21 protein-coding genes are annotated in these 22,973 nt (G+C 63.2%); 14 read left to right on the forward strand and 7 right to left on the reverse strand.

Annotated elements, in window-relative coordinates; genetic code table 11:
- The first annotated feature begins 202 nt into the window (after positions 1-202).
- The 3 genes from uvrA (at position 203) to BN2476_RS10690 (ending at position 5,922) form a co-directional block, all read left to right on the forward strand.
- Positions 203-3,334: an excinuclease ABC subunit UvrA gene (gene uvrA, locus BN2476_RS10680; RefSeq protein WP_087734124.1), complete on the forward strand. Its 3,132-nt coding sequence runs from the start codon at positions 203-205 to the stop codon at positions 3,332-3,334.
- A gap of 21 nt (positions 3,335-3,355) precedes the next feature.
- Complete coding sequence (locus tag BN2476_RS10685) at positions 3,356-4,441, forward strand: AI-2E family transporter (RefSeq protein WP_087734125.1); 1,086 nt, start codon at positions 3,356-3,358, stop codon at positions 4,439-4,441.
- A 242-nt stretch (positions 4,442-4,683) separates the two neighbouring features.
- A complete protein-coding gene (locus BN2476_RS10690) occupies positions 4,684-5,922 on the forward strand; it encodes a PepSY-associated TM helix domain-containing protein (protein ID WP_087734126.1) in 1,239 nt (412 codons plus the stop codon).
- A gap of 57 nt (positions 5,923-5,979) precedes the next feature.
- Here BN2476_RS10690 and purU read toward each other — a convergent pair whose 3' ends face one another.
- From purU to BN2476_RS10715, 5 genes are all read right to left on the reverse strand, one after another.
- Positions 5,980-6,843 carry a formyltetrahydrofolate deformylase gene (gene purU / locus BN2476_RS10695; protein WP_087734127.1) on the reverse strand — a complete coding sequence of 288 codons (864 nt, stop codon included), beginning with the start codon at positions 6,841-6,843 and terminating at the stop codon, positions 5,980-5,982.
- A gap of 78 nt (positions 6,844-6,921) precedes the next feature.
- Entirely contained in the window at positions 6,922-7,770 is an 849-nt protein-coding gene (locus BN2476_RS10700; protein ID WP_087734128.1) for an NUDIX hydrolase, read from the reverse strand.
- A gap of 73 nt (positions 7,771-7,843) precedes the next feature.
- Positions 7,844-8,458, reverse strand: a complete 615-nt coding sequence (locus BN2476_RS10705) for a LysE family translocator (protein ID WP_087734129.1) — start codon at positions 8,456-8,458, stop codon at positions 7,844-7,846.
- Positions 8,459-8,483: 25 nt separating this feature from the next.
- Positions 8,484-9,050 (reverse strand): adenine phosphoribosyltransferase, encoded by a 567-nt coding sequence (locus BN2476_RS10710; protein ID WP_087734130.1) that lies wholly within the window; start codon positions 9,048-9,050, stop codon positions 8,484-8,486.
- A gap of 113 nt (positions 9,051-9,163) precedes the next feature.
- Positions 9,164-11,167 carry a monovalent cation:proton antiporter family protein gene (locus BN2476_RS10715; RefSeq protein ID WP_087734316.1) on the reverse strand — a complete coding sequence of 668 codons (2,004 nt, stop codon included), beginning with the start codon at positions 11,165-11,167 and terminating at the stop codon, positions 9,164-9,166.
- Between the two features lie 148 nt (positions 11,168-11,315).
- On the opposite strand from BN2476_RS10715, the gene kdsD reads away from it, so the two are divergent.
- The 11 genes from kdsD (at position 11,316) to BN2476_RS10770 (ending at position 20,905) form a co-directional block, all read left to right on the forward strand.
- Positions 11,316-12,299, forward strand: coding sequence for an arabinose 5-phosphate isomerase KdsD (gene kdsD / locus BN2476_RS10720; protein WP_087734131.1), 984 nt, complete (start codon positions 11,316-11,318; stop codon positions 12,297-12,299).
- The gene (locus BN2476_RS10725; protein WP_087734132.1) at positions 12,299-12,862 is read left to right on the forward strand and encodes a KdsC family phosphatase; all 564 of its coding nucleotides are present in this window, start codon (positions 12,299-12,301) and stop codon (positions 12,860-12,862) included. Before kdsD ends, BN2476_RS10725 begins: the two co-directional genes overlap by 1 nt.
- Entirely contained in the window at positions 12,859-13,464 is a 606-nt protein-coding gene (gene lptC / locus BN2476_RS10730) for an LPS export ABC transporter periplasmic protein LptC (RefSeq protein ID WP_087734133.1), read from the forward strand. The genes BN2476_RS10725 and lptC overlap by 4 nt, the downstream gene beginning before the upstream one ends.
- Positions 13,465-13,485: 21 nt before the next feature.
- Entirely contained in the window at positions 13,486-14,163 is a 678-nt protein-coding gene (gene lptA, locus BN2476_RS10735) for a lipopolysaccharide transport periplasmic protein LptA (RefSeq protein ID WP_087734134.1), read from the forward strand.
- Positions 14,160-14,942, forward strand: a complete 783-nt coding sequence (gene lptB, locus BN2476_RS10740) for an LPS export ABC transporter ATP-binding protein (RefSeq protein ID WP_087734135.1) — start codon at positions 14,160-14,162, stop codon at positions 14,940-14,942. The genes lptA and lptB overlap by 4 nt, the downstream gene beginning before the upstream one ends.
- A 206-nt stretch (positions 14,943-15,148) precedes the next feature.
- Positions 15,149-16,666, forward strand: coding sequence for an RNA polymerase factor sigma-54 (locus BN2476_RS10745; protein ID WP_087734136.1), 1,518 nt, complete (start codon positions 15,149-15,151; stop codon positions 16,664-16,666).
- Positions 16,667-16,839: 173 nt separating this feature from the next.
- A complete protein-coding gene (gene hpf / locus BN2476_RS10750; RefSeq protein WP_087734137.1) occupies positions 16,840-17,199 on the forward strand; it encodes a ribosome hibernation-promoting factor, HPF/YfiA family in 360 nt (119 codons plus the stop codon).
- Between the two features lie 309 nt (positions 17,200-17,508).
- On the forward strand, positions 17,509-18,024 hold the full coding sequence (gene ptsN / locus BN2476_RS10755; RefSeq protein ID WP_087734138.1) for a PTS IIA-like nitrogen regulatory protein PtsN: 516 nt from the start codon (positions 17,509-17,511) through the stop codon (positions 18,022-18,024).
- Between the two features lie 247 nt (positions 18,025-18,271).
- The gene (gene hprK / locus BN2476_RS10760; protein ID WP_028365019.1) at positions 18,272-19,240 is read left to right on the forward strand and encodes an HPr(Ser) kinase/phosphatase; all 969 of its coding nucleotides are present in this window, start codon (positions 18,272-18,274) and stop codon (positions 19,238-19,240) included.
- A 77-nt stretch (positions 19,241-19,317) separates the two neighbouring features.
- Positions 19,318-20,211 carry an RNase adapter RapZ gene (rapZ, locus tag BN2476_RS10765; protein ID WP_087734139.1) on the forward strand — a complete coding sequence of 298 codons (894 nt, stop codon included), beginning with the start codon at positions 19,318-19,320 and terminating at the stop codon, positions 20,209-20,211.
- Between the two features lie 58 nt (positions 20,212-20,269).
- On the forward strand, positions 20,270-20,905 hold the full coding sequence (locus tag BN2476_RS10770) for an LON peptidase substrate-binding domain-containing protein (protein WP_087734140.1): 636 nt from the start codon (positions 20,270-20,272) through the stop codon (positions 20,903-20,905).
- Positions 20,906-20,911: 6 nt separating this feature from the next.
- On the opposite strand, the gene mutY is transcribed toward BN2476_RS10770, so the two are convergent.
- Positions 20,912-22,063 (reverse strand): A/G-specific adenine glycosylase, encoded by a 1,152-nt coding sequence (gene mutY / locus BN2476_RS10775; protein ID WP_438942872.1) that lies wholly within the window; start codon positions 22,061-22,063, stop codon positions 20,912-20,914.
- A gap of 7 nt (positions 22,064-22,070) precedes the next feature.
- Entirely contained in the window at positions 22,071-22,901 is an 831-nt protein-coding gene (gene mutM, locus BN2476_RS10780; RefSeq protein ID WP_087734141.1) for a bifunctional DNA-formamidopyrimidine glycosylase/DNA-(apurinic or apyrimidinic site) lyase, read from the reverse strand.
- Positions 22,902-22,973 lie beyond the last annotated feature (72 nt).

A 22,973-nucleotide genomic window follows, 5' to 3' on the forward strand; every position in this document is an offset into this window, starting at 1 on the left:
GCCACCTGCAGCCTTGCAGACGACGGAAAACGCCTCACATACAGGTGTCACCTACAGGCAGTTCACCGCGACGCTGGACCGCAAAAAAACGACGGTTTCGTATCTGTCAGCACGCCGTTTGCACGCTGTCAGGAAGCCGTAACGGCGGTCTGGAAAAGTCGTTATAGTAGCAGGTTTAGCCTTCTCCTCTTCCCGCCGGTTCATGGAACAAATCCGTATCCGTGGGGCTCGGACCCACAACCTGAAGAACGTCAATCTCGACTTGCCGCGTCACAAGCTGGTCGTGATTACCGGCCTGTCCGGCTCGGGCAAATCTTCGCTGGCCTTCGACACGCTCTACGCCGAAGGCCAGCGCCGTTATGTGGAGAGCCTGTCCGCGTACGCCCGCCAATTCCTGCAACTGATGGAAAAGCCGGACGTCGATCTGATCGAGGGCCTGTCGCCCGCCATTTCGATCGAGCAGAAAGCGACGTCGCACAACCCGCGCTCGACGGTCGGCACCGTCACCGAAATCCACGACTATCTGCGGCTTCTTTACGCACGTGTCGGTACGCCGTACTGCCCGGACCACGAGATTCCGCTGGAGGCGCAAAGCGTCTCGCAGATGGTGGACGCCGCGCTCGCGCTGCCCGAAGACACGAAGCTGATGATCCTCGCGCCCGTCGTCGCGAATCGCAAGGGCGAGCACACCGAACTGTTCGAAGACATGCAGGCACAGGGCTTCATCCGCTTTCGCGTGCGCTCGGGCGGTGGCACGGCGAACGAGGGCGTCGCGAAGATCCACGAAGTCGACTCGCTGCCGCAACTGAAGAAGAACGACAAGCACACCATCGACGTGGTCGTCGACCGTCTGAAGGTGCGGCCCGACGCGAAGCAGCGTCTTGCCGAATCGTTCGAAACGGCGCTGCGTCTCGCTGACGGCCGCGCGATCGCGCTCGAAATGGACACGGACAAGGAGCATCTCTTCAGCTCGAAGTTCGCGTGCCCGATCTGCTCGTACTCGCTGCAGGAACTGGAGCCGCGCCTCTTCTCGTTCAACAACCCGATGGGCGCGTGCCCGGAATGCGACGGCCTTGGCCAGATCACGTTCTTCGATCCGAAGCGGGTGGTCGCGCATCCGTCGCTGTCGCTGGCGGCGGGTGCCGTGAAGGGCTGGGACCGGCGCAACCAGTTCTACTTCCAGATGCTGCAAAGCCTCGCAGCGTTCTACGAGTTCGATATCGACACCGCGTTCGAAGACCTGCCGGAAAAGGTGCGCCAGATCCTGCTGTACGGCTCCGGCAAGCAGACCGTGCCGTTCTCGTACATCAACGAGCGCGGGCGGACATCGGTGCGCGAGCATGTGTTCGAAGGGATCATTCCGAATCTGGAGCGGCGTTACCGCGAGACGGATTCCGTCGCGGTCCGCGAAGAACTCTCGAAGTATCAGAACAACCAGGCGTGCCCGTCGTGCGAGGGCACGCGTCTGCGGCGCGAAGCGCGTTTCGTGCGCATCGGCGCGGACGGCGACGCGCGCGCGATCTACGAAGTGAGCGGCTGGCCGCTGCGCGACTCGCTCGGCTATTTCCAGACGCTGCGGCTCGAAGGCGCCAAGCGCGAAATCGCCGACAAGGTCATCAAGGAAATCGTCGCGCGCCTGATGTTCCTGAACAACGTCGGGCTCGATTATCTGTCGCTGGAGCGCAGCGCCGAAACGCTGTCGGGCGGCGAGGCGCAGCGCATCCGGCTCGCATCGCAGATCGGCTCGGGGCTGACGGGCGTGATGTACGTGCTCGACGAGCCGTCGATCGGCCTGCACCAGCGCGACAATGACCGCCTCATTTCGACGCTCAAGCATCTGCGCGATCTCGGCAACTCGGTGATCGTCGTCGAGCACGACGAGGACATGATCCGCATGGCCGACTATGTCGTCGATATGGGACCGGGCGCGGGCGAGCATGGCGGCATGGTGATCGCCGAAGGCACGCCCGTCGAAGTGCAGGCGGACCCGGCATCAATGACGGGCCAGTATCTCGCGGGCACGCGCCGCATCGAATTCCCCGACGACCGCAAGCAGCCCGACGAGCGCCATCTGCGCATCGTCGAGGCTTACGGCAACAACCTGAAGCGCGTGACGCTCGATCTGCCCGTCGGTCTTCTCACTTGCGTGACGGGCGTCTCGGGCTCGGGCAAGTCGACGCTGATCAACGACACGCTCTATCACGCCGTTGCGCAGCACCTGTATGGCTCGTCGACAGAGCCTTCGCCGTTCGAGGCGATCGAAGGCCTCGAGCATTTCGACAAGGTCATCAACGTCGACCAGTCGCCAATCGGCCGCACGCCGCGCTCGAATCCCGCGACGTACACGGGCGTCTTCACGCCGATCCGCGAACTGTTCGCGGGCGTGCCCGCCGCGAAGGAACGCGGCTACGATCCGGGCCGCTTTTCGTTCAACGTGAAGGGCGGACGCTGCGAGTCGTGTCAGGGCGACGGCGTGCTGAAGGTCGAGATGCACTTCCTGCCGGACGTGTACGTGCCGTGCGACGTGTGTCACGGCAAGCGCTACAACCGCGAGACGCTCGACATCCAGTACAAGGGCAAGAACATCAGCGAAGTGCTGGAGATGACCGTCGAGCACGCGCACGAATTCTTCCGCGCGGTGCCCGTCGTCGCACGCAAGCTGAAGACGCTGCTCGATGTCGGCCTCGGCTATATCCGCCTGGGCCAGTCGGCGACCACGCTGTCGGGCGGTGAGGCGCAGCGCGTCAAGCTCTCGCTGGAACTGAGCAAGCGCGATACGGGTCGCACGCTTTATATCCTCGATGAACCGACCACGGGCCTGCACTTCCACGATATCGCGCTGCTGCTCGAAGTGATCCATCGGTTGCGCGATCAAGGAAATACGGTTGTCATCATCGAGCATAATCTCGATGTGATAAAAACAGCCGACTGGGTCATCGATCTCGGTCCCGAAGGCGGTGCCGGCGGCGGTCAGATCATCGCGCAGGGCACGCCGGAGCAGATCGCGAAATCGAAGGCAAGTTTTACCGGCCGGTATCTCGCGCCGCTGTTGCTGCGCGGCGCGGCCAGCGAATCGGCACCGGAAGCGCAGGCCGGATCAGTTGAATCGGCGGACGCGGAATCAGACGAACAGTCCGACGACGAAACCGGCGAAGCCGAGGCAACCAGGGGCAACACCGCTGCAGAATCCGAAAAAGCGGCCGTAAAACCGGCGAGGGCAAAGAAAGCCGTCGCCGCCGACGCACCGAAACGGGCTTCGAAATCGACAGCGAAGCCAGCGGCAGGAACGGCAAAAGCGACAGCAAAAGCCGGCAAGCCGAGCGTAAAAACCTGAGGTTGGAGACGATAGAAAGCCATGGCCAAGCGAAATCCGGCCCGCGACGACGGGCAGGTGCAGGATCTGCGCCCTCGCCCGGTCAGGCTGACCAGCGACATGAGCCTGCCGAAACTGTCGGCGGTCGAAATCGGCAGCTATGTCGTGGCGCTGCTTGCGATGTGGGCGGTGCTTGAACTGAGGCTGCTGGGCGCGCTGCTCGCCGGCATGCTCGTGTTCCAGCTCGTCCATACGCTCGCGCCGCGCATCGAAAAACACATGTCGAGCTACCGCGCGCGCTGGTTCGCGGTGGTGATCCTGTCCGCCGTGATTGTCGGCGTGCTGACGGGCATCACGGTCGCCATCATCGAGCACTTCGAGAATGACGTGCCGAGCGTCCAGAAGCTGCTCGACCAGGCGATGTCGCTGATCGACCAGGCGCGTGGCCGCCTGCCGCAGTTCATCGCGCAGAACCTGCCCGTCTCGACCGAGCAGATGAAGGAAAAGGCCACCGTGCTGATGCAGACGCATGCGGGCACGCTTTCGCAAGGCGGCAAGAACGCGGCGCGCATCTTCACGCACGTGCTGATCGGCATGATCATCGGCGCGATCGTCGCGGTCGGCGCGCAGAAGCATATCCAGCGGCTGCCGTTGTCGACGGCGTTCATCACGCGCGTGGGCCGTTTCGCCGATGCGTTCCGCCGCATCGTGTTCGCGCAGGTGAAGATCTCCGCGATCAACACCGTGTTTACGGGCATATTCCTGCTGTTGCTGCTGCCGCTCTTCCATGCGCCGCTGCCGATGGCGAAGACGCTCGTCATCATCACGTTCATCGTCGGGCTGCTGCCCGTGATCGGCAATCTGATCTCAAACACGCTGATCGTCGCAGTGGCGCTGTCGGTGAGCTTCCCGGCGGCCGTGACGGCGCTCGTGTTCCTGATCCTGATTCACAAGCTCGAATATTTCCTCAACGCGCGCATCATCGGCGGACAGATCGAGGCGCGCGCATGGGAGCTGCTCATCGCGATGCTCGTGATGGAAGCCGCGTTCGGCATTCCTGGCGTGATCGCCGCACCGATCTTCTATGCGTACATCAAGCGCGAACTGATCTATCTGCGGCTCGTGTAGCGCATCGCAACGGGTGCATCGACGCAAAAAGGGCGGCCGCGAGGCCGCTTTTTTAATGTCCGCATCGATGTCCGCATCGCGCGGCAATCAGAAGTCGAGGCGCTCCTTGGCGATGACGAAACTCTTGCGACATCGACGCACGCGCCTTAAGATGCGAATAATTCTTATTTGCATGGACGCCACGCAGTCATGTCTGCCACTTTTTTGCCGTCGACGGCCGTCGCTTTCGACGGAAACCGCGCATGAGATCCGCGCTCGTTCGACTGCATCGCTGGTTCGGCATCGGGACAGCGTTGTTTCTATTCGTCGCGGGACTGACGGGCGCGCTGATCGCGTGGGGTCACGAACTCGACGCGGCGCTCAATCCGTCGTTCTTCGACGCGCGCAGCGATGCCGCGCCGTTACCGTCGCTGGAACTCGCGCGCCGTGTCGAGTCGAGCGACGCTCGGCTGCAAGTGACCTATCTGCCGCTCGCGGCCGAAAAAGGACACACGCTGCAAATGATGGTGATGCCGCGCGTCGATCCGAAAACGAACCAGCCTTATCCGCTCGATTTCAATCAGATCGCCGTCGATCCCGCCACGGGTCAAATTCAGGGCCGGCGCGAATGGGGCGCGTTGTCGGTCGCGCGGATCAATCTGCTGCCGTTCATCTACAAGCTGCACTACACGCTGTTTCTGCCGTTCACGCATGGCATCGACATCGGCACGTGGCTGATGGGCATCGTCGGCATCGTGTGGATTTTCGATAGCGTGATCGCGCTCGTGCTCGCGTTTCCCAGCGCGAAAGCGTGGAAGAAGTCGTTTGCGTTCCGCGTGCGGCGCGGCGGCTACGCGCTCACGTTCGATCTGCACCGCTCGGGCGGCGTATGGATCTGGGGACTGCTGCTGATCGTCGCGGTGACGTCGGTGTCGATGAATCTGTCGACGCCGGTTGTGCAGCCGATCGTCAAGCTGTTCTCGACGCTCACGCCAACGCCGTTCGCCGATCCGTCGATGCTGCCCAACGCCAGGCCCAACGACGAGCCGCTGCCGCGCGAGCAGATCCTGAAGGCGGCGGAACAGGCGCGCATCGAAAAGCGTATCGATGCACCGCCGGGCGCGATCTATTACGCGCCGGCATTCCATGTGTACGGCGTCGGCTATTTCGGAGCCGGCGACGATCACGGCGACGGCGGCCTCGGCAATGCATGGACGTACTGGAATGCGCAGACAGGCCAGGCGCTCGGCGCGCAGATTCCCGGCCAGGGCACGGCGGGCGATCTCTTCATGCAGGCGCAATTCCCTCTGCATTCGGGGCGCATCCTCGGCATCGGCGGACGCATTCTGGTCAGCTTCGTCGGCGTGATGGTGGCCGCGCTGAGCGCGACGGGCCTGTTGATCTGGCTAAAGAAGATGAACGCGCGCCGCCGTGCGATGAACGCGCGCGACGCAAAATCACGCGCCGTTCGCGCGCAAACCGAAAGCGCGACGTCGCAATAAAAAAACCGGCGCGGTCGATCACGATCCGCGCCGGCTTCATGAAAAAGAAAAAAAGACTCAGCGGAACACGACCGTCTTGCTGCCGTTCAGCACGATACGGTGCTCGACGTGCCACTTCACCGCCCGCGCGAGCGTCACGCATTCGACGTCGCGGCCGATCGCCGTCAGTTGATCCGGCGTCATGCTGTGATCGACGCGCTCCACTTCCTGTTCGATGATCGGGCCTTCGTCGAGATCCGTCGTCACGTAGTGCGCCGTTGCGCCGATCAGCTTCACGCCGCGATCGAACGCCTGGTAGTAAGGCTTCGCGCCCTTGAAGCTCGGCAGGAACGAATGATGGATGTTGATCGCGCGCCCGGTCAACCGCTCGCACAATTCAGGCGACAGAATCTGCATGTAGCGCGCGAGCACGATGAGATCCGCCTTGCATTCGTCGATCACTTCGAGCACGCGTGCTTCCTGCTGCGCCTTCGCGTCCTTCGACGTCAGCGGGAAGTGATGAAAGGGAATGTCGTAGCTCGCGGCGAGCTGATAGAACTCCTTGTGGTTCGAGATGATCGCGGGAATCTCGATGTTCAACTGCCCCGTGCGATAGCGGAACAGCAGATCGTTCAGGCAGTGGCCGATCTTCGACACCATGATCACGACACGCGGCTTCACGTTCGCGTCGTGCAATTCCCAGCGCATGCCGAACTGTGCGGCGAGCGTCGCGAATGCTTCGCGCAGCGCGTCGAGGCCGGGATCGCCGCCCACCTGCTGGAAGTGGACGCGCATGAAAAATTCGCCAGTGTGGCTGTCGCCGAATTGCGCGGAGTCGAGGATGTTGCTGCCGCGATCGAACAGAAAACCCGACACGGCGTGAACGATGCCGGGCCGATCGGCACACGACAGTTTGAGAATAAAGCTGTGTTCGGTCGACATGACCCGGTGACTCCCTTCTTCAGTGCGTGTTTCGTAGAGTGAGATGCGGTGCTTCGGGTGCGCGTTCGTCCGTCAGTGTCAGTCGAAGACGGGCGGCTCGAACAGCGCGTCGATGCCAGCGCAGGCCTCTTCGTCGATCCAGCGGCGGCGCAGCAGGCAATCGAGCGTCGCGAGGCTCGCATCGACCGTCATCGCGCCTTCTTCGATCCACCGCGCGACATCTTCGATGCGCGCCAGCCGATGTTCGCCCACTTCGCCATCCTGATTGCGCGGCGCGAAGTCTTCGGGCAGTGCGAGGTCGTAGATGAAAATCTGCTCGGCCTGCGTGCCTTCGGGCAGCGATTGCAGCACATGCGCCGTGCGTCCCGCGACCGCACGCGCGGCGATCTCTTGCGGAATGCCCGCTTCTTCCCAGCATTCCTTGACGATCGTTTCAGTGAGACTAAAGCCCCAGCCGACGCCGCCCGCAACGACGTTGTCAAGCTTGCCCGGATCGGTTGCCTTCGTGTCGCTGCGGCGCGCGATCCACAACTGCGGCGCGCGATCTTCGTATTCTACGACGCCGTTCAAATGCACCGCGTACGTCATCGTGCCGAAAAAACGTGACGCCGCGCGCTCGATATACGCGAGCGGCGGCGCATCGAACGCATTGCGAATCGCGTAGGTTTCGTCGCGCCAGCCGGGAATGCGGCCGTCAGCGGCGAGCGCGCCGATCACCGAACCGAGCGCGGCGCTACGCAGCTCGACCGTGTTGAATTGCGGCGCAAGCGTGACGCTCTTCGCATCGATGTCGAACACATCGGGCCAGCGCGCGAGCAGCGGCGCATCGGTCGCGCGAATCCAGCCGACGCGCTCCCCGCCGATCACGAACCGGAGATGCCGCGCAGGATCGAAGCGGCGCGCGGCGGCGATGCAAGGCAAAGACATGAAGACTCCAGACAGCTCCAGACAGCGTGACGTGTCGACGATCCAGCCGACGACTCAAACGGCAACCAACGAATCAGTCGCGCAGCGCGACGCGGATGCCGATCGCGATAAACGTAGCGCCCGCAAGCCGGTCGAGCCACACGCCCGCGCGCGGACGGCGCCTCAGCCATCCGCCGATCAAACCCGCGCACACGCCGAACAGCGAAAACACGACGACCGTTTGCAGCATGAACAGCGCGCCCAGTTCGAGCATCTGCAACGTGACGCTCTGCGCGCCGTGCGGATCGACGAACTGCGGCAGGAACACGACGAAGAACAGCGTCACCTTCGGGTTCATCATGTTGCCGATCACGCTCTGCCGGAAGATCGACGAAAGCGGCTGTGGCGGGCGCTCGTGCGCCGTCGCGAGACCGTTGCTGCGCAATGCCTTGATGCCGATCCACACGAGATACGCGGCGCCCGCGAGCTTGATGATCTGGAACGCGACAGGCGACGAGCGCAGCACTGCGGCGACGCCGAGCGCCGCGAGCGTCGTATGAAACGAAATGCCCGCGGCGAAACCGAGCGCGGCGACGAAGCCCGCGGCGCGTCCTTGCGAAATGCCGCGCGCGAGCACTTGCAGATTGTCGGGGCCAGGCGCGAACGTGATCGCTATCGACGTCGCGAGAAAGAGCAGGAAATTGGGCATTGCTCAGAAACTCCGTTGGAAAGACTCAGTGACCGCCGAATCCCGTCACGGTGAAAAGCGGCAGCCCTGCATCGCGCAGCAGCTTCGAGCCGCCGAGGTCGGGCAAATCGATGATCGCCGCGCCTTCGACCACTGTCGCGCCAAGACGCTCGAGCAGCTTCTTGCCCGCCATCATCGTGCCGCCCGTCGCGATCAGATCGTCGACGATCACGATGCGGTCACCCGGCTTGCACGCGTCCTCATGAATCTCGACGGTCGCCGTGCCGTATTCGAGCGCATACGATTCGGACACCGTCTTGTACGGCAGCTTGCCGATCTTGCGGATCGGAATGAAGCCGAGATTCAGTTCGTACGCGAGAATCGGCCCGATGATGAAGCCGCGCGCGTCGAGCCCCGCGATGTAGTCGAGCTTCCGGTCGATATAGCGCTGCACGAACATGTCGATCAACACGCGCAGCGTTTTCGGGTTTTGCAGCAACGGCGTGATGTCGCGAAACTGCACGCCGGCTTGCGGCCAGTCGGGCACCGTGCGGATCCGGCTGTTGATGTATTCGGCCGCATCGAATGGCTTGTTCGCAGGCGCGTTGGACATGATGACTCCAGACGGGTCGTCGAAGACCCCGATGTTTCCAGTGAGTTGCTTGAATACGGCGCGCGTTCGTCGAGCGCCGCCGCGTGATCGGTGTTGATGGATGGCAGCAAGCGTCAGGCCGCCGCCGCGCCCGCGCGCCGATGCTTCGACAGACGCTCCTCCGCTTCCGCCAGCGCTTCGGGCAAGCCGCGCAGCACGACGATGTCGCTTGCGCGAAGTTTAGTCGATGGATCGGGCTCGACGCCGCGAATGCCGTGCCGCCGTATCGCCGTCACTTCGACGCCGAGATCGAAGAGGCCGAGTTCTTCGAGCGTGCGCCCGACAGCATCGGCCTTTTCGTCGACGGGGACCGATTGTAGCCGCACCTGCTCGTGACCGTCGTCGTCATCGACGTCGTCCGCGCCGTGGAAATAGCCGCGCAGCAGGCTATAGCGCTCGTCGCGTAACTCCTCCACGCGTCGCACGACGCGCCGCATCGGCACGCCCATCACGACGAGCGTGTGCGACGCGAGCATCAGACTGCCTTCGACGATTTCCGGAATCACTTCCGTCGCGCCCGCGGCGAGCAGCTTTTCGAGGTCGCTGTCGTCGACAGTGCGCACGATGACGGGCAACGTCGGCTCGAGTTCATGGATGTTGTGCAGCACGCGCAGCGCCGACGGCGTATTCGCGTACGTGATCGCGACGGTCGCCGCGCGATGGATACCCGCCGCGAGCAGCGACTCGCGCCGCCCCGCGTCGCCGAACACCACCGATTCGCCCGCCGCCGCGGCCGCCGACACGCGATCGGGATCGAGGTCGAGCGCGACATACGACAGCCCTTCGTGCTCCAGCATCCGCGCGAGGTTCTGTCCGGCGCGGCCGTAGCCGCAGATGATCACGTGGCCGGTTTGCTTCAGGCTTTGCGTCGCGATGCGCGTCATCTGCAACGACTGCATCATCCATTCGGTCGACGACAGCCGCAGCACGATGCGATCCGCGTTCTGGATCAGGAACGGCGCGGCGAGCATCGACAGCAGCATCGACGCGAGAATCGCCTGCAGGAACGTCGCGTCGACGAGATGCCTATCGAGGATCAGATTGAGCAGCACGAAGCCGAACTCGCCCGCCTGCGCGAGCCCGATGCCCGTGCGCATCGCCACGCCGGGCGTCGCGCCGAACAGCCGCGCAAGCCCCGTGATCATCACGGCTTTCAGCAGCAGCGGGGCGATCAGGAACGCGAGCACGACGAGCGGATGCGTCCAGATCACGCGCGGATTCAGCAGCATGCCCGTGGTCACGAAGAAGAGACCGAGTAGCACGTCACGAAACGGCTTGATGTCCTCTTCCACCTGATGACGGTACGGCGTCTCGGCGATCAGCATGCCCGCGATGAACGCGCCGAGCGCGAGCGACAGGCCGAACCTGTCGGTGATGAACGCCGCGCCCAGCGTGACGAGCAGCAGGTTCAGGACGAACAGTTCCTGCGAACGTCGGCGCGCGACGACGTTGAACCAGCGCGTCATGAATTTCTGCCCGACGATCAGCAGCAGTGACAGCGCGATCACGATCTTGATCGACGCGATGCCGAGCGCTTTCATCAGATCGTCCGAATTGCCGCCCAGCGCCGAGATGATGATCAGAAGCGGCACGACGGCGAGATCCTGGAACAGCAGCACGCCAAAAATGTTGCGGCCATGCTCGGTCTCGATCTCGAGCCGCTCCGCGAGCAACTTGCTGACGATGGCCGTCGACGACATCGCGAGCGCGCCGCCCAGCGCGACGCTGCCCTGCCACGAGATGTGCACCCAGCGCTCCAGCACCATGCCGAGCGATACCGCGACGGCCACCGTGCCGAGCACCTGCAGCAGCCCGAGGCCGAACACGAGCCGGCGCATCGAGCGCAGCTTCGCGAGCGAAAACTCCAGCCCGATCGAGAACATCAGGAACACGACGCCGAATTCGGCGAGGTTCTGCGCGCCGACGGAATCGGGCACGATGCCGAACGCGTGCGGGCCCACGACGATCCCCACCGTCAGATAACCCAGCATCGGCGGCAGGTTCAGATAGCGGAACACGACGACGCCCACTACTGAGGCCAGCAGCAGAAAGAGCGTCATTTCGAGCGGGGAAATCATCGGCAAAAGCGCATCGAGGAGAGCGTCCTGGTTCGTCAGCGAAGCCACGCGCAAACGCCCGCGCAGCAAGGTCGAGGGGCCGGTGAGGGCAATGTCCGGAACGTTCGGTCCCGGCGCGGCGAACATACGCCTTTGCTATACTCCCCGGATGATAGCGAAAATCAATGGCGATCGGGCACTTGCGCTCGCTCGTGACGTGCTCGACATCGAAGCGGACGCCGTGCGCTCCCTTCGCGATCATCTCGACGACGCCTTCGTCGAAGCGATCGATTTCATACTCGGCTGCCGTGGACGCGTGGTCGTCTCAGGCATTGGCAAATCCGGTCATATCGCGCGCAAGCTGGCGGCGACGCTCGCCAGCACGGGCACGCCCGCGTTCTTCGTGCATCCCGCCGAAGCGAGCCACGGCGACCTCGGCATGGTCACGGCCGAAGACGTCTTCATCGGTCTGTCGAATTCCGGCGAATCGGAGGAACTGGTCGCGATCCTGCCGCTGATCAAGCGCCTCGGCGCGAAAATGATCGCGATGACGGGGCGCCCCACTTCGAGTCTCGCCAAACTGGCCGACGTCCATCTATATTGCGGCGTCGAAAAAGAAGCGTGTCCTCTGAATCTCGCGCCGACAGCGAGCACGACGGCAGCGCTCGCGCTCGGCGACGCGCTCGCGGTGGCCGTGCTCGAAGCCCGCGGCTTCGGCACGGACGATTTCGCGCGCTCCCATCCGGGCGGCGCGCTCGGCCGGCGCCTGCTCACGTATGTGCACGACGTGATGCGCACGGGCGATCAGGTGCCGAAGGTCCTGTCCGGATCGAACGTGCGCGACGCGCTGTTCCAGTTGACGGCAAAGCGCATGGGCATGACGGCCATCGTCGACGAAAACGAGCGCGTCAAGGGCATCTTCACCGACGGCGACCTGCGCCGCGTGCTCGAACGCGACGGCGATTTCCGCGCACTGCCGATCGAATCCGTCATGACACACGGCCCGCGTACGATCGGTCCCGACCGGCTCGCCGTGGAAGCCGTGGAACTGATGGAGCGTCATCGCATCAATCAGATGCTCGTCGTCGATGAAACGGGCAAGCTCATCGGCGCGCTCAACATGCACGACCTGTTCTCGAAGAAGGTGATCTGATGACCTCTTCCGCCCTGACCTCGGCCGAACGCGCGAGCCGCGTGAAGCTGATGATTTTCGACGTCGATGGCGTGCTCACCGACGGCGGCCTGCTGTTTACGGCCGAAGGCGACACGATGAAGGCGTTCAATTCGATGGACGGCCACGGCGCAAAACTGCTGCGCGAAGCCGGTATCGACACGGCAATCATCACGGGGCGCAAGTCGGGTATCGTCGCGGCGCGCGCGCGGGAACTGCGCATCACGCATCTCTATCAGGGCGTCGAGCACAAGCTCGAAGCGTTCGCGCAACTGCTGAACGAAACGGGCCGCACGGCCGAAGAATGCGGCTACATGGGCGACGACTGGGTCGATCTCGCCGTGATGCTCAAAGTCGGCTTCGCGGCCGCGCCGGCCAACTCGCATCCCGAAGTGATCGCCCGTGCGCACTGGGTCAGCGAAGCGCGCGGCGGCCACGGCGCCGTGCGCGAGGTATGCGACGCGCTGCTGCGCGCACAGGGCCGCTATGACGCGCTGCTCGCGGCGGCGTGCAGCGGCGAGATGCCGCGGGGCCTCGTCGGATGAACCGGTTTCGCTGGACTTCGCTGATACCGCTCGCCGCGATGGCGGCGCTCGCAGGGATCACATATTGGCTGCTGCAAGCCACGCTGCCGCACGAGAACGAAGGCGCGGTCAAGCCGAAGCAGCACACGCCCGACTATTTCGCCGACAGTTTCTCGGTGTCCGAGCTCGATCAGTCGGGCGCAACCCAATACCGTCTCACCGCGGCGACGCTCGTTCACTACGAGGACACCGAAGTGAGCGACCTGACGAAGCCCGCGATCCGCGCGTTCCAGCCCGGCAAGCCCGTCGTCACCGCGACGGGCGATCGCGGCACGGTGAACGCGGACGCGTCGATCGTCGATCTGTACGACAGCGCGCGCATCCTGCGCGACGCGGGCTACGGCGATCCGCAGATGCAGGCCGATTCCTCGCATTTCCGCGTGCTCGTCAACGACGATGTGATCGAGACAGAAAAGCCGGTTAAACTTCAGCGCGGCCAGTCGATCATGACGGCCAGCGGCATGAAATACAACAATGTCACCCGGGTCATGCAGCTATTCGGCAACGTGCGCGGCGCCATCGCCCCCGCCGACTCCGGCGGCTCCCAGAAGCAACCCGGGTAATCCAATTCCAGGCGTGACTGCATGAACGAATCGTTCCCCCGTTTTGAGTCCGGCCGCGTGCGCACGCTGTGCGCGAGCCGCGCCGGACTTGCGGCACTATTGCTTGCATTACCGCTCGCCGGTTTTGCGCCGCTCGCGCACGCCGAGCGTGCCGACAAGGACAAGCCGCTCAATATCGAAGCGGACAACATGACGTACGACGACCTCAAGCAGGTCAACATCTTCACCGGCCACGTGGTCGCGACAAAAGGCACGATCGTCATCAAGGCGGACCGCGTCGAAGTCTCGCAGGACCCGCAGGGCTATCAGTATGCAACGGGCACGTCGACGGGCAAGAACCTCGCGTATTTTCGCCAGAAGCGCGACGGCGTCGACGAATATATCGACGGCGATGCCGAACGCATCGACTACGACGGCAAGCAGGACCTCACCACGCTGACGACGCGCGCAACCGTGCGCCGTCTGCAAGGTCTCACGACGTTGATGGACGAAGTGCATGGCAGCGTCATCACGTATGACGGCCAGAATGACTTCTATACGGCGAAGGCCGGCAAGGACGTCGCGGGTCCGGGCAATCCGAATGGCCGCGTGCGCGCGATGCTGTCGCCGCGTAACGGCGGCGCGCAACCGATCAGCGGCCCCTCCGCGACGCTGCAACCGACCAACCAATTCCAAGGACAAGGAACGACGAAGCCGTGAGCGCCCCTGCCCTTCCCAACCGAAAGCCCGCCGGCACCAGCAGTTCGCTCGTCGTACGCAATCTGAAGAAGCGCTATGGCTCGCGCACGGTCGTCAAGGACGTGTCGCTCGACGTGAAAAGCGGTGAAGTAGTCGGTCTGCTCGGCCCGAACGGCGCGGGCAAGACCACGTCGTTCTATATGATCGTCGGCCTCGTGCCGCTCGATGCCGGTGAGATCGACCTCGACGGCAAGTCGATCAGCCTTCTGCCGATTCACAAGCGTGCGTCGCTAGGGTTGTCGTATCTTCCGCAGGAAGCTTCCGTTTTCCGCAAGCTTTCCGTCGAGGAAAACATCCGCGCCGTGCTCGAACTGCAGATCGGCGACGACGGCAAGCGGCTGTCGAAAGATGCGATCGCGTCGCGCACGGAAGCTTTGCTCGACGAGCTGCAAATTGCACATCTGCGTGAAAATCCTGCGCTGTCGCTGTCGGGCGGCGAACGCCGCCGTGTCGAAATTGCACGCGCGCTCGCAACGAACCCGAGCTTCATTCTGCTCGACGAGCCGTTCGCGGGCGTCGACCCGATCGCCGTGCTGGAAATCCAGAAGATCGTGAAGTTCCTGAAGCAGCGCAACATCGGCGTGCTCATCACGGATCACAACGTCCGGGAGACGCTCGGCATCTGCGATCACGCATACATCATCAGCGACGGCAGCGTGCTCGCGGCCGGCGCCCCCGGCGACATCATCGAAAACGAGAGCGTGCGCCGCGTCTATCTGGGCGAACACTTCCGCATGTAAAGCGCGCCCGCGCCCGGGCGGCCGTTGCGTTCGGCTCGCCCTTCTTCGCCCAACCCTGCGGCCGTTTCAGGAACGGGTGCAGTAATTTTGACGCCGGGCTGGCTTGTTTCCGCCGTCCGCGCCAAAATCTAATGCACGCGCGTTTTTGCGGGTGTCGCAATGTATCGCGGTCGTGGCAAACTCTCTACAATGATTCACAACTTGCCATGAAAGCCAGCCTCCAACTCCGCCTGTCGCAGCATCTTGCGCTGACACCTCAACTGCAGCAGTCCATCCGGCTGCTGCAGCTGTCTACGCTTGAGCTGCAACAGGAAGTTTCGATGGCGATCGCTCAGAATCCGCTGCTCGAAGCGGAGGACGACTGGATCGCGAGTCCGTTGCGCGTCGCCGCCGACGGGTCGGTGATCGCGCAGACGCCGCAGGGCGCCGTGCCGGAGGAAATGTCGAGCGCGCCGCCGTCCACTTCGTCGACGTCGACCAGCGAGAGCGCCGATGGCGGCGAGCCTCGGAGCGTCGACGAGTACAACGGCCTCGGCGCGGATGCGAACACCGATTCGAGCCAGTGGAACCTGGACGACTACGGCCGTTCGGGCAACGCGTCGGACGACGACGATCTGCCGCCGCTGCAAATCCACGAATCGACGACGACGCTGCGCGATCATCTGACCGCGCAATTGCGCGTGACGCAGGCGAGCCCTCGCGACCGCGCGCTCGTCACGTTCCTGATCGAATCCCTGGACGACGACGGCTATCTGACGGCCACATTCGACGAAATTCTCGCGGACCTTCCCGAAGAGCTAGAAGTCGATACCGACGAACTGAACGCGGCACTGGCGTTGCTGCACAGCTTCGATCCGTCGGGCGTCGGCGCACGTTCGGCGTCGGAGTGTCTGCGTCTGCAATTGTGCCGGCTCGAGCCATCGCCGACGCGCACACTCGCGCTCGACATCGTCGCGCATCATCTGGAACTGCTCGCCGCGCGCGATTTCACGCGGCTGCGCAAATACCTGAAGGCCAGCGACGACGACCTGCGCGAAGCCCACGCTCTGATCCGCTCGCTCGAACCTTTCCCCGGCGCCTCGTACGGCAAGGCCGAAGCAGACTACGTCGTGCCCGACATCATGGTGCGCAAAACGGCACAGGGATGGCTGGCCGAACTGAACCCTGAAGTCGTACCGAAGCTGCGCATCAACCATCTGTACGCGAATATCCTCCGCAACAATCGCGGCGATCCGGGCAGCGGTTCGCTGCGGCAACAACTACAGGAAGCGCGTTGGCTGATCAAGAATATTCAGCAGCGTTTTGAGACGATTCTGCGTGTCGCCCAGGCGATTGTCGAACGTCAAAAGAACTTTTTCGCACATGGCGAAATTGCCATGCGCCCCTTGGTTTTGCGGGAAATAGCTGATACGCTGGGTTTACACGAGTCGACGGTCTCGCGTGTGACAACCGGCAAGTACATGCTCACCCCGTTCGGGACGCTTGAATTTAAGTACTTCTTCGGATCGCACGTATCCACCGACACCGGGGGCGCGGCCTCTTCCACGGCCATTCGCGCACTCATCAAGCAACTGATAGGAGCAGAAGACACCAAATCTCCTCTTTCAGACAGCCGCATTGCCGAACTGCTGGCAGAACAGGGTTTCGTGGTCGCGCGCCGTACAGTTGCGAAGTATCGCGAAGCACTGAAAATCCCAGCAGTCAATCTGCGCAAGTCTCTGTAGCCCGCTACCTCCTGTGGCGGGCATTTCCCGGCCGCGCCGCTGTATGGCGGAGCAGGCTGGCCGATGCGACCTGCCAGTAGCCTGTCAACGGGGGACGGCGTGGCAGTCGCGAGAATCGACCGGCGCTCGCGCGATTCATGCGGACCAGGCGGCTACTAGCTTGGAGAAGCACTATGAATCTGAAGATCAGTGGACACCATCTCGAAGTAACGCCAGCGTTGCGAGAATACGTGATCACCAAACTAGACAGGGTGCTAAGACATTTCGATCAGGTGATCGATGGCAATGTGGTCCTCTCGGTCGACAACCACAAGGAAAAGGAAAAGAGACAAAAGGTTGAAATCAACCTGCATCTGAAAGGCAAGGACATTTTCGTCGAGAGCTGCGATGGCGACCTTTACGCCGCGATCGACGTGATGATCGACAAGCTGGATCGGCAAGTCATTCGTCACAAGGATCGCCTGCAGGGTCATCAGCACGAAGCGATCAAGTATCAACCGGTCGCGGCACAGCCTGAAGTGCCACCGCAATAAGCAGATCCGGAAGTTGCTTCCTCACCCCGCGAAACCGCCCGACATCGGGCGGTTTTTCGTTGAGAGGCCGTTGCAGCCTATCGCACGCGTGCCGCGTTTCATGCGAACGTTCACCCCGATCGCGCGATTAGGGGCGACTCGTCTATTCACTCATGGCGCGGCGCACCATATGTTGCAACCCTGTTCTATAATGAATCGGTTGCCTTTCGGGGTTTTGTCCAGCCCGAGTCCCGCACAAAGGGGTCGTTGCGGATCTCAGGGGCGGGGCTCATTGCGCATCGTTGTGTCCGCTATGAGCAGTTGCCACGCATGGAACGCTTTTCAAACGCCACAGCGAGGAGAATCCAGGCGACCTTTGCGCCTGCCAACATGAATCGTTTAGCCAAATATCTTCCCCTCGAAAACGTCGTCGTCGGTCTTTCGGTTACCAGCAAGAAGCGCGTATTCGAGCAAGCGGGCCTGATCTTCGAAAACCAGAACGGTATCGCCCGCAGCACAGTGACTGACAATCTGTTCGCGCGCGAGCGTCTCGGTTCGACGGGACTCGGCGAGGGCGTCGCGATCCCGCACGGCCGCATCAAGGGCCTCAAGCAGCCGCTCGCCGCGTTCGTGCGCCTGTCCGAACCGATCCCGTTCGAATCGCCCGACGGCCAGCCCGTTTCGCTGCTCATCTTCCTGCTGGTCCCGGAACAGGCGACCCAGCAACACCTGGAGATCCTGTCGGAGATCGCCCAACTGTTGTCGGACCGCGAAGCGCGCGAACGGCTGCACACGGAACAGGACCGGGAGGCATTGCATCGCCTGCTCACTCAGTGGCAACCTTGACGTACCGGCGTGGCGCAGCGTCCGTGAGAAGAGCACGAGGCCGCGTCCGACGCACGCGGCGATCGTCCGGTGAGCAGGGCGTCGCGGCGAGCCGGACACATCCCGTGCAAAGCGTGGCGGAACGAGCAACAAGCGGGTAACGAGCAGGCAACAGGCGGGGCAACGGTCAGAGCGCACCGAAGCGCCACTACGGCAGCACGAAGGCGGCACCACAGCGGCACATATGAAGTCAGGGAGTCAGGGATTCATGGATACGTCCAGCATCAACGCCCAAAGCATTTTCGACGACAACGCCGCCGCGCTGAAGCTAAGCTGGCTGACGGGGCATGAGGGCTGGGAGCGTGGCTTCTCGGCAGAAACGGTTGCGACCGCAACGTCCAGTGCCGACCTCGTCGGCCACCTCAATCTGATCCACCCGAACCGGATCCAGGTGCTCGGCGACGCCGAAACCAACTATTACCAGCGTCAATCCGACGAAGACCGTTCGCGCCACATGGCCGAGCTGATCGCGCTCGAACCGCCGTTCCTCGTGGTCGCGGGCGGAGTCGCCGCGCCGCCGGAACTGGTCTTGCGCTGCACGCGTTCGTCGACGCCGCTCTTCACGACGCCGATGTCGCCGGCTGCCGTGATCGACAGCCTGCGCCTCTACATGTCGCGCATTCTCGCGCCGCGTGCAACGTTGCACGGCGTGTTCCTCGACATCCTCGGGATGGGCGTGCTGCTCACGGGCGACTCGGGCCTCGGCAAGAGCGAGCTCGGCCTCGAACTGATCAGTCGCGGCCACGGTCTTGTCGCCGACGACGCCGTCGACTTCGTGCGCCTCGGCCCGGATTTCGTCGAAGGACGCTGCCCGCCCCTGCTTCAGAATCTGCTTGAAGTACGCGGCCTGGGGCTGCTCGACATCAAGACGATCTTCGGTGAAACGGCCGTGCGCCGGAAGATGAAGCTGAAGCTGATCGTGCAACTGGTGCGCCGACCCGACGGCGAATTCCAGCGTCTGCCGCTCGAGAGCCAGACCGTCGACGTGCTCGGCCTGCCCATCAGCAAGGTCACGATCCAGGTGGCGGCCGGCCGGAACCTCGCGGTGCTGGTCGAAGCAGCCGTGCGCAACACGATCCTGCAACTGCGCGGCATCGATACGCTGCGCGACTTCATGGATCGCCAGCGTCTCGCGATGCAGGACCCCGACAGCCAGTTTCCTGGCAAGCTGATCTGACGCGATGGACGAGAAGCCGCAGCGGCACAGCGGGCGGCACCGGATGCTATGATGAACTCAACGGACTCCTCGACTCCATGCGCATTATCCTGATCACCGGCATCTCCGGCTCCGGCAAGTCTGTTGCGTTGAACGCGCTCGAAGACGCGGGCTACTACTGCGTCGACAATCTGCCGCCGCGCTTTCTGCCCGAGCTCGCCGCGTACATCGCGAGCGACGGCCAGGACAAGCTCGCGGTCGCGATCGACGCACGCTCGGGCGCCTCGCTCGAAGACATGCCGCAGATGATCCGCGATCTCTCCGGCCAGCACGACGTGCGCGTGCTGTTCCTGAACGCCAGCACGCAAGCCCTGATCCAACGCTTTTCCGAAACACGCCGCCGTCATCCGTTGTCGGGCTCGCCCGCGCACGATGCCGACGTCGGCGTGCTGACTTCGCTTGCCGAAGCGATTGAACGCGAGCGAGAACTCGTCGCAGGTCTCGCCGAGTTCGGCCATCAGATCGACACCAGCAACCTGCGGGCAAACGTTTTGCGCGCGTGGGTCAAGCGTTTTATCGAACAGGAGCACACGGGCCTTGCGCTGATGTTCGAGTCGTTCGGCTTCAAGCGCGGCGTGCCGCTCGATGCCGACTTCGTGTTCGACGTGCGCGCACTGCCGAACCCTTACTACGACCGCGAGCTGCGTCCGTTGACGGGACTCGACAAGCCCGTCATCGATTTCCTCGATGCATTGCCGATCGTCCAGCAGATGATGGCCGACATCGAGTCGTTCCTGCAGAAGTGGCTACCGCATTTCCGCGACGACAATCGCAGTTACCTGACCGTCGCAATCGGTTGCACGGGCGGACAGCACCGCTCGGTATTCATCGCCGAAACGCTTGCCGCGCGTTTCGCGAGCGAAGCGAACGTGATAGTGCGGCATCGCGATGCGCCGATCGACGTCGACGACTCATCGAAACTGGTCGCCTGAGGTCTCCGATGGTGGCTTGACCGGCCGCTCGAGGCGGCCCTAACCGAAGCGTTGCGCCATGTCCTCTACACCGTCCGTGCTTGCCGATGTGCCGCTGTTTCCATTGCACACCGTCCTCTTTCCCGATGGGCTGCTGCCTCTGAAAATCTTCGAGGCCCGCTACCTCGACATGGCGCGCGACTGTCTGCGCGACAAGACGCCGTTCGGCGTGTGTCTGCTGAAAAGCGGCGCGGAAGTCGCGCAGCCCAACGAACCCGCCGTGCCGGAAGCGATCGGCTGCCTCGCGGAAATCGACGTGTGCGATGTCGACGAGTTCGGCATGCTGCTGATTCGCGCGCGCGGCACAGAACGGTTTCGCCTGCTGTCGCATCGTGTCGAATCGGGCGGCTTGCTGGTCGGCATGGCGGAGCTGATCGGCGGCGACATGCCGCTCGAAGGCACCGGCCACATGGAGAAATTCGGCGCGTGCGCGGAAGTGCTCGAACGCATCATCGCGACCATACGCGAGCGCGACCCGGAAAGCCTCCCGTTCATCGAACCATTCAGGCTCGACGATCCCACATGGGTATCGAACCGCTTGTCGGAAGTGCTGCCGATCGCATTGAAGGCGCGGCAAAAACTGATGGAGTTGCAGGACGCCGGCGCGCGCATCGACGTCGTGCATCACTACATGCAGCAACATCAGCTGCTGTAGCCGCTATCAGATCAGCGAACCCTGCAGGCCTTCGAGCAGCTTGCGCACGGGAGCGGGCACGCCATACGCGTCGAGTTCGTTCAGCGACATCCATACGGTTTCGGTGTCGCGTGCGTTCGCGGCGTTTGAAGAGCGATCGAGTTCGGCAAGACGCGGCTCGATATCCAGCCTGAAGTGTGTGAACACATGCGTGAGCGGCGCGAGCGGCGACACATCGGCACTCGCGCCGAAGTCGCGCGCGAGTTGCGCGAGCGCCGCTTCATCCGCTGCTTCCGGCAGACTCCACAAGCCGCCCCAGATGCCCGACGGCGGACGCTTTTCGAGCATCACGGCATCGCCGTCGCGCAGCAGCAGCATCCACGTGCGGCGCGTCGGCACGCTCTTTTTCGGACGCGCCGCAGGCAATTCGCGCTGACGGCCCGTCACCTTCGCCACGCAATCCACCGCGAACGGGCAGCGCGCGCAATCGGGCTTGCCGCGCACGCACAGCGTCGCGCCAAGATCCATCAGGCCTTGCGTATAGGCGCTCACGTCGTCGTCGGTTGCGTTCACGGGCAGCAGCGATTCCGCGAGCAGCCACATGCCGTTCTCAACTTTCTTCTCACCCGGAAAGCCTTCGACGCCGAATACGCGCGCAAGCACGCGCTTCACATTGCCGTCGAGAATCGTCGCACGTGCGCCGAATGCGAACGATGCAATCGCGGCCGCCGTCGATCGCCCAATACCCGGCAATTCCGCGAGCGCTTCGACCGATTCGGGAAACCGGCCGCCATGCTGTTCGACGACGACCTGCGCACAGCGATGCAGATTGCGCGCTCGTGTGTAGTAGCCGAGGCCGGCCCACAGCGTCATCACGTCGTCGGCGGGGGCGCACGCGAGCGCGGCGACATCGGGGAAACGCGCGAGAAAACGCGCGTAGTACGGAATCACCGTCGACACCTGCGTCTGCTGCAACATGATCTCGGACAGCCAGATCCGGTATGGATCGCGCGTGTTCTGCCACGGCAGGTCATGACGGCCGTGTTCGCGCTGCCATGCGATCAGGCGCACAGAGAAATCGGACAGAGCAGGTATCGTCGAAGATGCGGTCGCAGAGACGATCGCAGATGCTGTTGAAGAGGCAGGCGAAGAAGCGGTCGAAGGAACGGAAGCGGACATGAATGATTCAGCGCTGACAGGTCGGACAGTAGTAAGTGGAGCGTTGCCCCTGCACGATCTGTTTGATCGGCGTGCCGCACACGCGGCATGGCAGCCCCGCGCGATCATAGACGAAATAGTCGAGCTGGAAGTAGCCGCTCTCGCCGTTGCTGCCGACGAAATCGCGCAACGTGCTGCCGCCCTTTTCGATAGCGGAGGCGAGCGTGGCGCGCACGGCGTCTGCAAGCAGATCGTAACGAACGAGCGAGATGCGTCCCGCGGGTGTGGTCGGCCGGATGCCGGCGCGGAACAGGCATTCGGATGCGTAAATGTTGCCCACGCCGACGACGATTTCACCCGCGAGCAGCACCTGCTTCACTGATACCTTGCGCCCGCGCGTCTTACGATGCAGCAGCGCACCGGAAAAAGACGGTGCGAACGGTTCGACGCCGAGCTCCGCCAGAAGGGGATGATCGAGAACGTCGCCTGCCGAGCGCGGGTGCCATAACACAGCGCCGAAGCGGCGTGGATCGCGAAAGCGCAAAATGAAGTCGTCGAATACCCAGTCGACGTGATCGTGTTTTGCGGCTGCCGGCGGATGCGGCACGTTGCGTAGCACTCTGAGCGTTCCCGTCATGCCGAGATGCACGATGAACCAGCCCTCGTCGATCTCGAACAGCAGATATTTGCCGCGCCGTTCCACTTTGTGGACCAGCCGGCCATGCAGCAGGCGCGCGAAACCGGCTGGAATCGGCCAGCGCAGCGCGGGTGTGCGTACGTCGACGCGTTCGACGCGCCGGCCGGCGACAAACGGCTCGATTCCGCGTCGCGTAACCTCAACTTCTGGCAACTCTGGCATGTCTAACTGGTCTGCAACTTGCGTCAGTGGTTATGCGCTTATTGTAGCGAGCGCGTTACAATCGTCCGAAAC

Origin of the sequence: Paraburkholderia piptadeniae (assembly GCF_900007165.1) — a bacterium.
Classification (GTDB): Bacteria; Pseudomonadota; Gammaproteobacteria; order Burkholderiales; family Burkholderiaceae; genus Paraburkholderia; species Paraburkholderia piptadeniae.